12 protein-coding genes are annotated in these 14,313 nt (G+C 69.5%); 1 reads left to right on the top strand and 11 read right to left on the bottom strand.

Going from position 1 to position 14,313, the window contains the following annotated elements; genetic code table 11:
* Nucleotides 1–22: 22 nt before the first annotated feature.
* Both lspA and ABTY98_RS29525 read right to left on the bottom strand, forming a co-directional pair.
* Complete coding sequence (lspA, locus tag ABTY98_RS29530) at nucleotides 23–631, bottom strand: signal peptidase II (RefSeq protein ID WP_352224085.1); 609 nt, start codon at nucleotides 629–631, stop codon at nucleotides 23–25.
* A 66-nt stretch (nucleotides 632–697) separates the two neighbouring features.
* Complete coding sequence (locus tag ABTY98_RS29525) at nucleotides 698–1,582, bottom strand: TraR/DksA family transcriptional regulator (protein ID WP_352224084.1); 885 nt, start codon at nucleotides 1,580–1,582, stop codon at nucleotides 698–700.
* Nucleotides 1,583–2,172: 590 nt separating this feature from the next.
* Between ABTY98_RS29525 and ileS the strand changes: the two genes are divergently transcribed.
* A complete protein-coding gene (ileS, locus tag ABTY98_RS29520; protein WP_352224083.1) occupies nucleotides 2,173–5,310 on the top strand; it encodes an isoleucine--tRNA ligase in 3,138 nt (1,045 codons plus the stop codon).
* Between the two features lie 298 nt (nucleotides 5,311–5,608).
* Here the strand turns inward: ileS and ABTY98_RS29515 are convergent, their stop codons facing one another.
* From ABTY98_RS29515 to ftsW, 9 genes are all read right to left on the bottom strand, one after another.
* Nucleotides 5,609–6,880 carry a DivIVA domain-containing protein gene (locus ABTY98_RS29515; RefSeq protein WP_352224082.1) on the bottom strand — a complete coding sequence of 424 codons (1,272 nt, stop codon included), beginning with the start codon at nucleotides 6,878–6,880 and terminating at the stop codon, nucleotides 5,609–5,611.
* Nucleotides 6,881–6,935: 55 nt separating this feature from the next.
* Nucleotides 6,936–7,220 (bottom strand): YggT family protein, encoded by a 285-nt coding sequence (locus tag ABTY98_RS29510; RefSeq protein ID WP_046729537.1) that lies wholly within the window; start codon nucleotides 7,218–7,220, stop codon nucleotides 6,936–6,938.
* Nucleotides 7,221–7,278: 58 nt separating this feature from the next.
* Nucleotides 7,279–7,920 (bottom strand): cell division protein SepF, encoded by a 642-nt coding sequence (locus ABTY98_RS29505; RefSeq protein ID WP_352224081.1) that lies wholly within the window; start codon nucleotides 7,918–7,920, stop codon nucleotides 7,279–7,281.
* 126 nt (nucleotides 7,921–8,046) lie between these two features.
* The gene (locus ABTY98_RS29500) at nucleotides 8,047–8,766 is read right to left on the bottom strand and encodes a YggS family pyridoxal phosphate-dependent enzyme (RefSeq protein ID WP_352224080.1); all 720 of its coding nucleotides are present in this window, start codon (nucleotides 8,764–8,766) and stop codon (nucleotides 8,047–8,049) included.
* Nucleotides 8,767–8,769: 3 nt separating this feature from the next.
* Complete coding sequence (gene pgeF, locus ABTY98_RS29495) at nucleotides 8,770–9,501, bottom strand: peptidoglycan editing factor PgeF (protein WP_352224079.1); 732 nt, start codon at nucleotides 9,499–9,501, stop codon at nucleotides 8,770–8,772.
* Between the two features lie 10 nt (nucleotides 9,502–9,511).
* Entirely contained in the window at nucleotides 9,512–10,708 is a 1,197-nt protein-coding gene (gene ftsZ / locus ABTY98_RS29490; RefSeq protein ID WP_352224078.1) for a cell division protein FtsZ, read from the bottom strand.
* A 277-nt stretch (nucleotides 10,709–10,985) separates the two neighbouring features.
* The gene (locus tag ABTY98_RS29485; protein WP_352224077.1) at nucleotides 10,986–11,780 is read right to left on the bottom strand and encodes a cell division protein FtsQ/DivIB; all 795 of its coding nucleotides are present in this window, start codon (nucleotides 11,778–11,780) and stop codon (nucleotides 10,986–10,988) included.
* Between the two features lie 28 nt (nucleotides 11,781–11,808).
* The gene (murG, locus tag ABTY98_RS29480; RefSeq protein WP_352224076.1) at nucleotides 11,809–12,897 is read right to left on the bottom strand and encodes an undecaprenyldiphospho-muramoylpentapeptide beta-N-acetylglucosaminyltransferase; all 1,089 of its coding nucleotides are present in this window, start codon (nucleotides 12,895–12,897) and stop codon (nucleotides 11,809–11,811) included.
* A 6-nt stretch (nucleotides 12,898–12,903) separates the two neighbouring features.
* Complete coding sequence (ftsW, locus tag ABTY98_RS29475; RefSeq protein WP_352224074.1) at nucleotides 12,904–14,259, bottom strand: putative lipid II flippase FtsW; 1,356 nt, start codon at nucleotides 14,257–14,259, stop codon at nucleotides 12,904–12,906.
* Nucleotides 14,260–14,313 lie beyond the last annotated feature (54 nt).

Raw genomic sequence — 14,313 nt, 5'->3', positions numbered from 1 at the left:
CCCGGCCCGGCTCCGGCCCGGGTCAGTCCTTGTGGACGGTCCCGTCCGGGTCCAGGCCGCGGAAGGAGAGCAGGACGATCAGGACGCCGCCGCAGACGATCGCCGAGTCGGCCAGGTTGAACACCGCGAACCCCTTGGGTGCGATGAAGTCGACGACCTGGCCCTCGAAGACGCCGGGCGAGCGGAAGATCCGGTCGGTGAGGTTGCCGAGCGCGCCACCGAGCAGCAGGCCGAGCGCGACCGCCCAGGGGAAGCTGTAGAGCTTGCGGGCCAGGCGGAAGATCACAACGATCACGGCCGCCGCGATCACCGTGAAGATGATCGTGAAGGCGCCGCCGAACCCGAAGGCCGCGCCCGGGTTGCGGATCGCGTGGAACTCCAGCCAGTCACCGATGACCTCGATCGACGCGTGGTGCTCCAGCTTCGCGACCACGATCATCTTGCTGACCAGGTCGAGGGCGTACGCGAAGGCGGCCACCGCGAACAGCACGGCGATCCGGCGCCCGCGCCCGGGCCGCCGCTCGTCCCCGGTCCGCTGCTGCTCCGCGCCGGACTCGCCGGGCGCCGCCGTCTCCTCACCGCCGTCGTCCGGAGTGTCCGGCGTACCGATGATGCGCTCCGCCTCTGCCACGTGAGTCCCTCAACCTAGGTGCCTGCTCGGGACGAGACTACGGCACGCCCCACGCGACCCCGATGCTCAGTAGCGGCGTTCCTGCTTCTGCTTGCACTCGACGCACAGAGTCGCCCTCGGGAAGGCCTGCATACGGGCCTTGCCGATGGGGTTCCCGCAGTTCTCGCAGAGTCCGTAGGTGCCGGCGTCGAGCTTCTCCAGGGCCCGCTCGGTCTGTTCGAGCATCTCGCGCGCGTTGGCGGCCAGCGCCAGTTCGTGCTCGCGGGTGATGTTCTTGGTGCCGGTGTCGGCCTGGTCGTCACCGGCACCGTCCCCGGAGTCCCGCATCAGGCCGGCCAGGGCGCTGTCGGAGGCGTCGAGCTCGGTGCGCAGCCGCAGCGCCTCGGCCATCAGCTCGGTGCGCGCCTCCTCGACCTCCTCCGGCGTCCACGGGTCCTCGCCCGGACGCACCGCGAGCTCGCCCGGAGCCGCCGTGGCGACCCGCGCCTTGGGGACGGCGGTCTCCGCCGCCGCAGTGGCCGTGCCAGGGGTCTTCTTCGCAACCACCGTCGTGGCTCCCGTCTGCTTCGCGGCCCGCGCCGCGCCCGCCTTCTTGGCCGTGCTCTTCTTGGCCGTGCCCTTCGCCGCCGCGGTCTTCGTCGCCGCGATCTTGGACGCGCTCGCGCTCTCCTCCGACCTCTCGGACTTCTCCGCGGAGCCCTTGGCGACCGCGTCGGTCTTCTTCCCGGCCGTCTTCTTCACCGGTGTCTTCCTTGCGGCCGTCTTCCCGGCGGCACCCTTCTCACCAGCCGATTTCTCGGACACCGCAGCACTCTTCACGGCCTTGTCCGCCGTCTCCCCCGCGCGCGTGCCCCTCCTTTTGCCGCCCCCCTCGGTGTCACCGTCGGAGACAGCCGCGGCCCTGGACCGGCCGGACGCCGACTGCTGTACGGCGGTCTTCTTCGCCACCATGGCCGCGGCCCCTTCACATATTGTGATCTTGCACGCGAATCGTGCTGGGACGATAAATCGACTTGAGTCCCGCGGCAACGGGGCACGCCGCCCGATCCGCCTGCCCCGCGCCCCCCACGCAGCAGGTATGCATCCGTTGTGCCCAGCTCCCCGCGCGGTAATCCGCCGAGCCGGGCATCCCAGGATACGAACACGCGTACCGCGCCATTCGGGTCATCCCGGCAGGTGGACGGCCCGGCGCCGCCGGTGCCCGGAAAACGGGTCGGCCACTGTCCTTGCGGCGCCGTACACTGGGCGGAGCGAGAAGCGTGGATGGGGACGAGTAGCGGCGTACGCAGCCAAGAGCGACCCGGGGACGGTGGAAGCCCGGGGGCGAGCGCGACGTGAAGATCACCCCGGAGCCGCCGGAAGAACGCCCCAGGGCGAGTAGAACCGGCTTCGCGACCCCAATGAGGGGGCTCACCGACGCGTACGGCGTCCGGGGAGCCAAGGAGGGTGGTACCGCGGGAGCGCGCCGCACACGGCGTACGGAAGGCAAGGCTCTCGTCCCTCCGACGGAAGGCAGCAAGTCCGTTGGAGGAAGTTCGCAGATGACAGCGCCGACGTACCGCCAGGTGCCCGCACAGGTCGACCTGCCCGCCCTCGAGCACGCCGTGCTCGACTTCTGGCGCGAGCAGAAGATCTTCGCCAAGACCCTGGAGCAGTCCGAGGGCCGCCCCGAGTGGGTGTTCTACGAGGGCCCGCCCACCGCCAACGGCATGCCCGGCGCCCACCACATCGAGGCGCGTGTCTTCAAGGACGTCTTCCCCCGCTTCCGCACCATGCGCGGCTACCACGTGGCCCGCAAGGCCGGCTGGGACTGCCACGGCCTGCCCGTGGAGCTGGCGGTCGAGAAGGAGCTGGGCTTCAGCGGCAAGCCCGACATCGAGGCGTACGGCGTCGCCGAGTTCAACGCCAAGTGCCGTGAGTCGGTGCTGCGCCACACCGACGCGTTCTCCGAGCTGACGACCCGCATGGGCTACTGGGTCGACCTCGACGACGCGTACGTGACCATGGACCCCGAGTACATCGAGTCGGTCTGGTGGTCGCTCAAGGAGATCTTCAACAAGGGTCTGCTGGTCCAGGACCACCGCGTCGCCCCCTGGTGCCCGCGCTGCGGCACCGGCCTGTCCGACCACGAGCTGGCGCAGGGCTACGAGACGGTCGTCGACCCCTCCGTGTACGTCCGTTTCCCGCTCACCTCCGGTCCGCTCGCCGGCCAGGCCGCTCTCCTGGTGTGGACGACCACCCCGTGGACCCTGGTGTCCAACACGGCGGTGGCCACGCACCCCGACGTCACCTACGTCGTCGCGACCAACGGCGAGGAGAAGCTGGTCGTCGCCGAACCGCTGGTCGCCAAGGCGCTCGGCGAGGGCTGGGAGACCACGGGCCAGACCTTCACCGGCGCCGAGATGGAGCGCTGGACTTACCAACGTCCGTTCGAGCTCGTCGAGTTCCCGGAGCCGGCGCATTTCGTCGTCAACGCCGAGTACGTCACGACCGAGGACGGTACGGGTCTGGTCCACCAGTCCCCCGCCTTCGGTGAGGACGACCTCAAGGTCTGCCGCGCCTACGGCCTGCCGGTGGTGAACCCGGTCCGCCCGGACGGCACCTTCGAGGAGGACGTCCCGCTGGTCGGCGGCGTCTTCTTCAAGAAGGCCGACGAAAGGCTCACCGAGGACCTGAAGCAGCGCGGCCTCCTCTTCAAGCACCTGCCGTACGAACACAGCTACCCGCACTGCTGGCGCTGTCACACCGCACTGCTCTACTACGCGCAGCCGTCCTGGTACATCCGCACGACGGAGATCAAGGACCGTCTCCTCGAGGAGAACGAGAAGACGAACTGGTTCCCGGACACCGTCAAGCACGGCCGGTACGGGGACTGGCTGAACAACAACATCGACTGGGCGCTGTCCCGCAACCGCTACTGGGGCACCCCGCTGCCGATCTGGCGCTGCGAGGACGACCACCTCACCGTGGTCGGCTCCCGCGCGGAGCTGACCGAGCTGACCGGCACCGACCAGTCCGGCCTCGACCCGCACCGCCCGTTCATCGACGAGGTCACCTTCGCGTGCCCGCAGTGCCGGCGGACGGCCACGCGCGTGCCGGAGGTCATCGACGCCTGGTACGACTCGGGTTCGATGCCGTTCGCGCAGTGGGGCTACCCGTACAAGAACAAGGAGCTGTTCGAGAGCCGTTACCCGGCCCAGTTCATCTCCGAGGCGATCGACCAGACGCGTGGGTGGTTCTACACCCTCATGGCGGTCGGCACGCTGGTCTTCGACAAGTCGTCGTACGAGAACGTGGTCTGCCTGGGTCACATCCTCGCCGAGGACGGCCGCAAGATGTCCAAGCACCTGGGCAACATCCTGCAGCCGATCCCGCTGATGGACCAGCACGGCGCGGACGCGGTGCGCTGGTTCATGGCGGCCGGCGGTTCCCCGTGGGCGGCCCGCCGGGTCGGGCACGGCACCATCCAGGAGGTCGTCCGCAAGACGCTGCTGACATACTGGAACACGGTCGCCTTCCAGGCGCTGTACGCCCGTACGTCGGACTGGGCGCCGAGCGCTGCGGACCCCACCCCGGCCGACCGCCCGGTCCTGGACCGCTGGCTGCTGTCCGAACTGCACGCGCTCACCGACCAGGTCACCCAGGCGCTGGAGGCCTACGACACCCAGCGCGCCGGCAAGCTGCTGTCCGCGTTCGTCGACGACCTGTCCAACTGGTACGTCCGCCGCTCGCGCCGCCGCTTCTGGCAGGGCGACAAGGCCGCGCTGCGCACGCTGCACGAGGTCGTGGAGACCGTCACCAAGCTGATGGCCCCGCTGACGCCGTTCATCACCGAGCGGGTGTGGCAGGACCTGGTGGTGCCGGTGACCCCGGGCGCACCGGAGTCGGTGCACCTGTCCTCCTGGCCGGAGGCGGACCTGTCCGCGATCGACCCGGAGCTGTCCCGCCAGATGGTTCTGGTACGACGGCTCGTGGAGCTCGGCCGGGCCACGCGCGCGGAGTCGGGCGTCAAGACGCGTCAGCCGCTGTCCCGGGCGCTGGTCGCGGCGGTCGGCTTCGACGCGCTCGACCCGGAGCTGCACACGCAGATCACCGACGAGCTGAACGTCTCCTCGCTGGCGTCGCTGTCCGAGGTGGGCGGCTCGCTGGTGGACACCACGGCCAAGGCCAACTTCCGGGCGCTGGGCAAGCGGTTCGGCAAGCGGGTGCAGGACGTGGCGAAGGCGGTCGCCGCGGCGGACGCGGCGGCGCTGTCGCTGGCGCTGCGGGAGGGCACGGCGTCGGTGGAGGTCGACGGCGAGACCGTGACCCTGGCGCCGGACGAGGTGATCATCACGGAGACGCCTCGTGAGGGCTGGTCGGTGGCGTCGGACTCCGGTGCGACCGTCGCGCTCGACCTGGAGATCACGGAGGAGCTGCGCCAGGCGGGGCTCGCCCGGGACGCGATCCGGCTGATCCAGGAGGCGCGCAAGAACAGCGGGCTGGATGTGGCCGACCGGATCGTGTTGCGGTGGGTGTCGACCGACCCGGCGGTGATCGCGGCGCTCGCGGAGCACGCGTCGCTGATCGCCGACGAGGTGTTGGCGACCGACTTCTCGCAGGGCGAGGGGGATGACAGTTACGGGGCTCCCTTCACCGACGAAGGGTTGTCGTTGACGTTCCGTCTGCGCAAGGCGTAGGCGCCGGCCTTTCGAGAAGGGCCCGGTCTTCACGTCGGGGATCGGGCTTTTCTCATGTCCGCGGGCCGGTGCGGTTGCGCGCGGTTCCCCGCGCCCCTTTTTGGCGGTCGCCTTCTCCTGACTGCGGGTCGGACCACCCATCCTGCGCCCGCGCGGCGGAGCCGCATACCGACACAGCCCCGCGCCCTTGGGGCGGCATCTGCGCAACACGCATAAACAGGGCGGGGCCCCGGATACTGATCCGGGGCCCCGCCCTGTTGTGCTCTGCCGATGCCTACGGCGTCTTACGCGCCCGCCGTCAGTTGTCGTCCTCGTCGATGAGGAAGCCGCGCATCGGGGACGGCGCCTGGCCCATCGGGGACGGGCCCTGCGGGCGTACCGGTGCCATCGGCTGGGTCATCGCCGGCGTCATCTGCTGCTGGCCGCCGTAGGACGGCGGAGCGGGAGACGGACCGCCGCCCATCGGCTGGTTGCCACCGTAGGACGGGGCGCTCGCGCCGGCCGGAGCCATGGAGGGCGCCGGGGACGGCGGGAGGGAGGCCGTGGCCGGAGTACGCGGCGGCGCCAGGGAGTCGTCGGCCTGGGTCTCCAGCTGACGCAGCTGCGACTCCAGGTACGACTTCAGACGCGTGCGGTACTCGCGCTCGAAGCCGCGCAGGTCCTCGACCTTGCGCTCCAGCGTGGCGCGCGCGGACTCCAGGGAGCCCATGGCGACGCGGTGCTTCTCCTGCGCGTCCCGCTCCAGCGCGTCCGCCTTGGCACGGGCGTCACGCTCCAGACCCTCGGCGCGGCTGCGGGCCTCGCCGACGATCTTGTTGGCCTCGGAGCGGGCCTCGGCGATCGCCTGGTCGGCGGTCTGCTGGGCCAGCGAGAGGACTCGGGCGGCGCTGTCGCCACCGGGGCCCTGACCGGGGCCGCCCATCGGACCGCCCATGGGGCCGCCCATCGGGCCACCCATCTGCTGCTGCATGGGGGGCTGTCCCATCGGACCCTGGCCCATGCCCTGGCCCATCGGGCCGTGGCCCTGGCCCATCGGACCGCCCTGACCCATCGGGCCCTGGCCCATCGGCCCCTGCCCCATAGGACCGGGACCCTGCGGACCGCCCTGGCCACTGGGACCGGCCGGCAGCTGCGGGGCGCCGCTCGGCAGCTGCGGGGGACCGCCCATGGGGCCACCCATCTGCTGCTGCGGCGGGCCCGATATGCCGGCGGGCACCGGAGCGCCGGGACCTCGCATGCCCTGCTGCGGCATACCGCCCTGCTGCATACCACCCTGCTGCTGCATACCACCCTGCTGCGGCATTCCGCCCTGCTGGGGCATGCCGCCCTGCTGCATACCGCCCTGCTGGTCCTGCGGCTCCGGAGGCTTGCGCATGTTCTGCTGGTTCTGCGCGGCCGCGCGCGTGGCCGCGGCCAGCTTGGCGCGCAGGTCCTCGTTCTCGCGCAGCAGGCGCGTCAGTTCGGCTTCGACCTCATCGAGGAAGGCATCGACCTCGTCCTCGTCATAGCCTTCTCGGAGGCGGACGGTCGTGAACTGCTTGTTCCGCACGTCCTCGGGGGTCAACGGCATCTCTTCACCTCAACGTAGTCGTCGGCATCGGCAAGACGGTAGGTCACATCGCTCATCACAGCCGACCAACGATCGCGATCAGGATGTAGACGATGATCATCAGTACGAAGAAGGACAGGTCGAGCGCCACGCCCCCGAGACGCAGCGGCGGAATGAACCGCCGCAGAAGCTTGAGCGGTGGATCGGTGACAGTGTAGGTGGCCTCAAGTACGACCACCATCGCCTTGCCGGGTTGCCATGAGCGGGCGAACTGGAACACGTAGTCCATGACCAACCGGAAGATGAGCACGATGAGGAAGCACATCAGCGCGATGTAGATCACATCAAGGAACACGCTCATGGTCCGTGCTTCCCTCTCCCCTGTTCCGTCGTGCCTTGCCTTGTACCGGTGTTGCGTCTCAGCTCTGGTTGAAGAACCCGCCCTCCGCGATGCGGGCCTTGTCCTCCGCCGTGACATCGACGTTAGCAGGCGACAACAGGAACACCTTCTGCGTCACCCGCTCGATGCTGCCGTGAAGACCAAACACCAAACCAGCCGCAAAGTCGACAAGTCGCTTCGCGTCTGTGTCATCCATCTCAGTCAGATTCATGATCACCGGGGTGCCCTCACGGAAGTGTTCCCCGATGGTACGGGCCTCGTTATAGGTCCGGGGGTGAAGTGTGGTGATCCGGTACGGCTCTCGTTCCGACACGACCTTGGGCATGATCACCGGTGCGTTCTTCTCCAGGCTTGCGCGTTCTTGTGTGATGGACGCCACGGGGGCGATACGCGCCGGGCGTCCCGATTCCGCGGATAGCGAAGCGGAATGCGACACCGGTTCGCGCGGTGCCGGCGGTTGTACCACTCGTACCGAATCGTCCCTTTGGGACTGGTGTGCGCTGTGGGACTGGTGCGACGGCTCGTGCCGTCGATGGTCCCGCTCGGGCTCCGGGTCCAGTTCGGGCTCGAAGTCGTCGTCGGGGTCGAATCCGCGGCCGTCGTACCCATCGTCCTCCACGAGGCCGAGGTAGACCGCCATCTTGCGCATCGCGCCGGCCATGCTCTGAGTCCTCCGCTCTGTGGTGGATCGGTGACGACTGCCAAGTCCCGCGATCCACGTGGTCGTTGTGCCCGCCTTGGGCCACATTGACCATATTTTCTGCTGTGGTCCGACTTCTTGGCGACGTTACCCGAGCCTGGGGCGGACTCCGAGTACCGCAGTGCCGACGCGCACATGTGTCGCCCCGGCGGCCACGGCTTCCTCAAGGTCCGCACTCATCCCTGCCGAGACCATGTTCGCAGCCGGATGGGCTCGGCGCAGGTCGGTCGACAAATCCATCAACCGCTCGAACGCCGCCCGTTGGCGCCCCGCGTACTCCCCGGTGAGCGGAGCGACGGTCATCAGTCCGTCGAGCCGCAGCCCCGGCGCGCCCGCGACGAGGTCGGCCAACTCTTCGATTTTGCCCGGCGCCACGCCACCGCGCTCACCCCTTCCGCTCGCACCCGCGTCGAGCGCGACCTGGAGGAGACACCCCACCTCGCGCCCGGCCCGCACCGCCTCCTTCGACAGTGCCTCCACGAGCTTGGAACGATCGACGGACTGCACGAGATCCGCGTAACCCACCACTGATCGCACTTTGTTGGTCTGCAATTGACCAACAAAGTGCCAAGTAAGCGGCAGATCCGCACATTCGGCAGCCTTGGGGGCCGCGTCCTGGTCGCGGTTCTCGGCGACATGGCGCACGCCGAGTCCCGACAGCATCCGCACATCGCTCGCCGGGTAGGTCTTGGTGACCACGATCAGGGTCACCTCCTCCCGTTCACGCCCGGCCGCCACACACGCGGCGGCGATGCGCGCCTCCACTTTTGCCAGATTTGCGGCGAGTTGAGCCTTACGGTCCGTCATGTCCTACCAGTCCAGCCACACATAGCTCGCGAGCCGCCCGGTGGTGCGGTCGCGGCGGTACGAGAAGTGGTCGCCCGACTCCAGCGTGCACACCGGCGACTGCACCCGGTCGAGCACCCCGGCGCGCGCGAGCTGCGCATGCACTCCGGCGCCCACGTCGACCGCCGGAGTGCCCCAGCTGGTCTCGGCGTGCGCCGCCGGCTCGACGGCGGCCACTTCGGCGCGCATCGCCTCCGGCACCTCGTAGCACCGTCCGCAGACGGCGGGTCCGGTGCGGGCGACGATCCTGGCCGGGTCGGCGCCGAGTTCGGTCATCGCGTGTACGGCGGCGGGGACGACCCCGGCGACCATGCCGGGCCGCCCCGCGTGGGCGGCGGCCACCACTCCCGCGACGGGGTCGGCGAGCAGGACGGGGGTGCAGTCGGCGGTGAGGACGGCGAGGGCGAGCCCCCGTCGTGCCGTGACCACCGCGTCGACCTCCGGCACCGGCCGGTCGCCCCAGGGGCCGTCGACCACGGCCACGTCGGCGGAGTGGACCTGGTTCATCCAGACCACCTCCGCGGGGTCGAGTCCCAGCGACTTGGCGGCGAGTTCCCGATTGGTCCGTACCACGTCGGGGTCGTCGCCGACCGCCCCGCCCAGGTTGAGCTGCTCGTACGGAGCGGCGCTCACCCCGCCCCACCTGTCGGTGAAGGCGAAGTGCGCGCCGCTCACGGTTTCGCGCTGTCCTATCACGTCTGAAGGATCACTTGAGGAAGTCCGGTACGTCCAGTTCCTCGGCCGCGCTGTCCGTGTAGGAACGCGACGGCGGGACCGGCGGGGCGACCGGGATGTCGGCCACCGGCTCGGGCGCCGGCTCCGGCTCCTCCTTCGGGGTCACGCTGCCGAGCGAGCCGAAGGAGGGGCGGGACTCGGGCTGCCGGGCCGGAGCGGGCTCCTCGCGGCGGGCGGAGGTCGAGGACGAGCCGAGGACGGTGTCCCGGCGGGCCGGGGGCTGCCCCCCGTCGAAGCCGGCCGCGATGACCGTGACGCGGACCTCGTCGCCGAGGGCGTCGTCGATGACCGCGCCGAAGATGATGTTGGCCTCGGGGTGGGCGGCCTCGCTGACCAGCTGGGCGGCCTCGTTGATCTCGAACAGGCCGAGGTCGGAGCCGCCCGAGATGGAGAGCAGGACGCCCCGGGCGCCGTCGATGGAGGCCTCCAGGAGCGGCGAGGAGATCGCCATCTCGGCGGCGGCCACCGCACGGTCGTCGCCGCGGGCCGAGCCGATGCCCATGAGGGCCGAACCGGCCTCGGACATGACGGACTTGACGTCGGCGAAGTCGAGGTTGATCAGGCCGGGCGTGGTGATGAGGTCGGTGATGCCCTGGACACCGGAGAGCAGGACCTGGTCGGCCGACTTGAACGCGTCCAGGACGGAGACCTGGCGGTCCGAGATGGAGAGCAGCCGGTCGTTCGGGATGACGATGAGGGTGTCGACCTCTTCGCGGAGTTCGGCGATGCCGTCCTCGGCCTGGTTGGCGCGGCGCCGGCCCTCGAAGGTGAACGGGCGGGTGACCACGCCGATGGTGAGGGCGCCCAGGGTGCGGGCGATGTTGGCCACGACGGGCGCGCCGCCGGTGCCGGTGCCGCCGCCTTCACCGGCCGTCACGAAGACCATGTCGGCCCCCTTGAGGACCTCCTCGATCTCCTCGCGGTGGTCCTCGGCGGCCTTGCGGCCGACGGCCGGGTTGGCGCCGGCTCCGAGTCCACGGGTGAGTTCACGGCCGACGTCGAGCTTGACGTCGGCGTCGCTCATCAACAGCGCCTGTGCGTCGGTGTTGATGGCGATGAACTCGACGCCCTTGAGACCGACCTCGATCATCCGGTTGATGGCATTGACACCACCGCCGCCGACACCGATGACCTTGATGACTGCGAGGTAGTTCTGCGGTGCTGCCACGTCGAAGGCCTCTCGCCTCGAATTACGTTGCCGTCGCCATGCGATGCCCGCGCGGGACGGCAGATGCCGATTGGGACGGTCCGTAGCGCCGACCCGAACCCTAACCCTGAAGTTTAGGGTTACCAGTGTGTCTGTTTCCTGGAGTCTTCTGAACAGGACACTAAGTCGACAAGTGGCGCCCGTTCAACGAACACGCCGAACCTCCCGTTTTTCTTTTCACCCTATGTGATCAGCCGTAGCAGTGCCCAACCAGGGTGCTGGCCTGCGCTGATGTGCGTCAACTCGCTGATGACGCAGGGGCGGTGGGAACGCTCACGTCGAAGTGCCGCGCATCGGAAGCGGCTTTCATGAGAGCGGTGAGCGTGCGCGCCTTGGCGGCGCCGTTCCCGGCACTGCCCCACTCGACCGTGCGGCCGTCACCCAACTCCAGCGTGATGTCGTCGTAGGAACGGACCTTGAGGGTTCGGGTGTCCCGGCGGACGGCGGCCGGAATGTCACCCGCGACATCGACGGCTTCCCGCACCAGCCGGTCGGTGCCGAAACGGCGCAGGCTCGCGGTGGCGGAACCCGACCGGGACAGACTCAATTCCAGTGCCGGAGCACCTTCCGGCGCCTGCGAGACCGTAGCGAAACGGACGCCTTCCTTGTCCACTTCGGTGAACTTTCCGCCCTTTTCGATGAGCAGAACCGGAGTGCGCTCGGTCACTTTCAGCCCGATTCCATGGGGCCAGGAACGGACGACGTCAACCTCGTCGATTCTGGGCAGTTTTCGGCGCAGCCGGGCCTCGATGCCGTCGGTGCCGACGGAAATGAGCGGCGCTCCGACCGGGACGTCGGCGGCCTCCCGTACCTGCTCGGGCGTCAGAACGGCCGTACCGGAGACGGAGACGTGCCGTACACGCAGCCACGGGGAGCCGTAGAGCAGCCAGACGGAACCGGAGCCGAGGAGCACAACCCCCAGAGCCAGAATGACGATCGTACGAAAGCGGCGGTTTCCGAACCGGCGGACGAGCGGCGGGCCGGACGACTCCTGCTGGCGTTCACCGCGCTCGGCGGTGGTCGGTCCGGCCACGCTGCTCACTTGCCTTTCGTCATCCGGCCTAACGGCTCGAGGCGATCGCCTCGTACACCATCCCGACGAGCAGGTCGTCGGCGTCCCGGCGGCCGAACTCGCTTGCCGCGCGGGACATCTCGAACAGCCGGTGCGGATCGGCGAGCACGGGCAGTACGTTCTGCTGCACCCATTCCGGGGTGAGTTCCGCGTCGTCGACCAGCAGACCGCCGCCCGCCTTGACCACCGGCTGGGCGTTCAGCCGCTGTTCGCCGTTGCCGATGGGCAGCGGGACATAGGCGGCCGGGAGTCCGACGGCGGAGAGTTCGGCGACGGTCATCGCGCCCGCGCGGCAGAGCATCATGTCGGCCGCGGCGTACGCGAGGTCCATCCGGTCCAGATAACTTACCGGGATGTAGGGGGGCATTCCCGGCATCTGGTGCACCTGCGGCAGTTCGTTCTTCGGGCCGACCGCGTGCAGGATCTGGATGCCGGCCTGCTGGAGCCAGGGCGCGACCTGCTGGATGACCTCGTTGAGGCGGCGGGCGCCCTGGGAGCCGCCGGAGACCAGCAGCGTGGGCAGGTTGGGGTCGAGGCCGAAGCGGTGCCGGGCCTCGGGGCGGGCGGCGGCGCGGTCCAGGAGGGAGATGGAGCGGCGCAGCGGGATGCCGATGTAGCGGGCGTCACGCAGCTTGCTGTCCGGGGTGGAGACGGCGACCCGGGCGGCGTACCGGGAGCCGATCTTGTTGGCGAGGCCGGGACGGGCGTTGGCCTCGTGGATCACGATCGGCACGCCGAGGCGCTTGGCCGCGAGATAGCCGGGCAGGGCGACATAGCCGCCGAAGCCGACGACGCAGTCCGCCTTGGTGCGCTCCAGGATCTGCTCGGCAGCCTTGATGGTGCCGCGCAGCCGGCCCGGGACGGTGATCAGTTCAGGGGTGGGCCTGCGGGGCAGCGGCACCGCCGGAATCAGGGCGAGCTCGTAGCCGCGCTCGGGCACCAGCCTGGTCTCCAGGCCGCGCTCCGTGCCCAGGGCCGTGATCCCCACGGTGGGGTCCTGCCTGCGCAGGGCGTCCGCGAGGGCGAGCGCGGGCTCGATGTGGCCGGCGGTCCCCCCACCAGCGAGTACGACATGCACCGAAATTCACCGCTCTCCGGACGAACGCGCCGCGGAGGCACGCCGTCGCATCGTGTTCCATCTCCGAGGCCCCCGAGGGCCCCCGGCTCCCCGCTTTCTACCAAAGCGAGGTTGCCGCATCGCAAGCGCCGCCCGCGCAGCGGGCTCGTCGCGCGCGAAGGCGATCAGCAACCCGATGGCGAACATGGTCGGCAGCAGGGCGGAGCCTCCGTAGGAGAACAGCGGGAGAGGGACACCGGCGATCGGCAGCAGGCCGAGCACCGCACCGATGTTGATCACCGCCTGCGCGGTGATCCAGGTGGTCACGCCTCCCGCGGCGTACCTCACGAAGGGGTCCTCCGTGCGTCCGGCCACGCGGATACCCGCATAGCCTAGAGCCGCGAAGAGGGCCAGTACCGACAGCGTCCCCGCCAGGCCCAGTTCCTCACCGGTGACGGCGAAGATGAAGTCGGTGTGGGCTTCGGGCAGTTGGCCCCATTTTTCCACACTCGCGCCGAGTCCGGAACCGAAGAGTCCGCCGGAGGCCAGGGCGTAAATGCCATGAACCGCCTGCCAGCAGTCGGCGACGCCCGTCTTGGGCTCGGTGGCGCCGATGCAGGCGAGCCGGGCCATCCGGTTGGGGCTGGTCTTGATGAGGATCACACCGAGCACGCCGGCGATCGACAGCACCCCGGCGAACAGCCGGGTCGGCGCCCCCGCCAGCCACAGCAGGCCGAACAGGATCGCGGTCAGGATGATCGCCGTACCCATGTCGCCGCCGAGCATGATCAGGCCGAGCAGCAGGAAGCTGACCGGGACCAGCGGCACCAGCATGTGCTTCCACTGGTTCAGCAGCCGCTTCTCCTGCTTGCGCGCCATCAGGTCGGCGCCCCAGAGCACCAGGGCGAGCTTGCCGAACTCACTGGGCTGGATCTGGAAGGAGCCGCCGAGGGAGATCCAGTTCTGGTTGCCGTTGACCGACATCCCTATCCCGGGCACCTGCACCAGGGCCATCAGGAAGACGGCACCGGCGAGGATCGGATAGGCGAGCGCCCGGTGCAGTTTCACCGGCATGCGCGACGCCGCGAACAGCAGCACGCCCCCGATACAGGCGGCCAGGAACTGCTTGCGGAAGAAGAACGAACCCGGCAGCGACATCTGCAACGCGGTGATCTGGGAGGCCGAGTAGACCATCACCAGGCCCAGCACGATGATCAGCACACTGCCGCCGAGGATCAGGTAGTAGGCGGTCAGTGGCCGGTCCCAGGCGCGTTGGGCGCGGGTGTGGAACCGCCGCAGCGGATTCTCGCGCGGCGCGCGGGGCGTGGCGGGCCTGCGGACTGCTCGTTGTACGGGCGGTCGGCCGGTGCGACTACCTGGCATCAACGCCTCCGCTGAACGTCGACCGTCCCACGCGTCCCTCCCAAGGTCGCCCGG

The sequence above is a fragment of the Streptomyces sp. NPDC096040 genome (assembly GCF_040303265.1).
In the GTDB taxonomy this organism is placed as follows: Bacteria; Actinomycetota; Actinomycetes; order Streptomycetales; family Streptomycetaceae; genus Streptomyces.
This window is presented reverse-complemented; position numbering and strand designations above follow the sequence as displayed.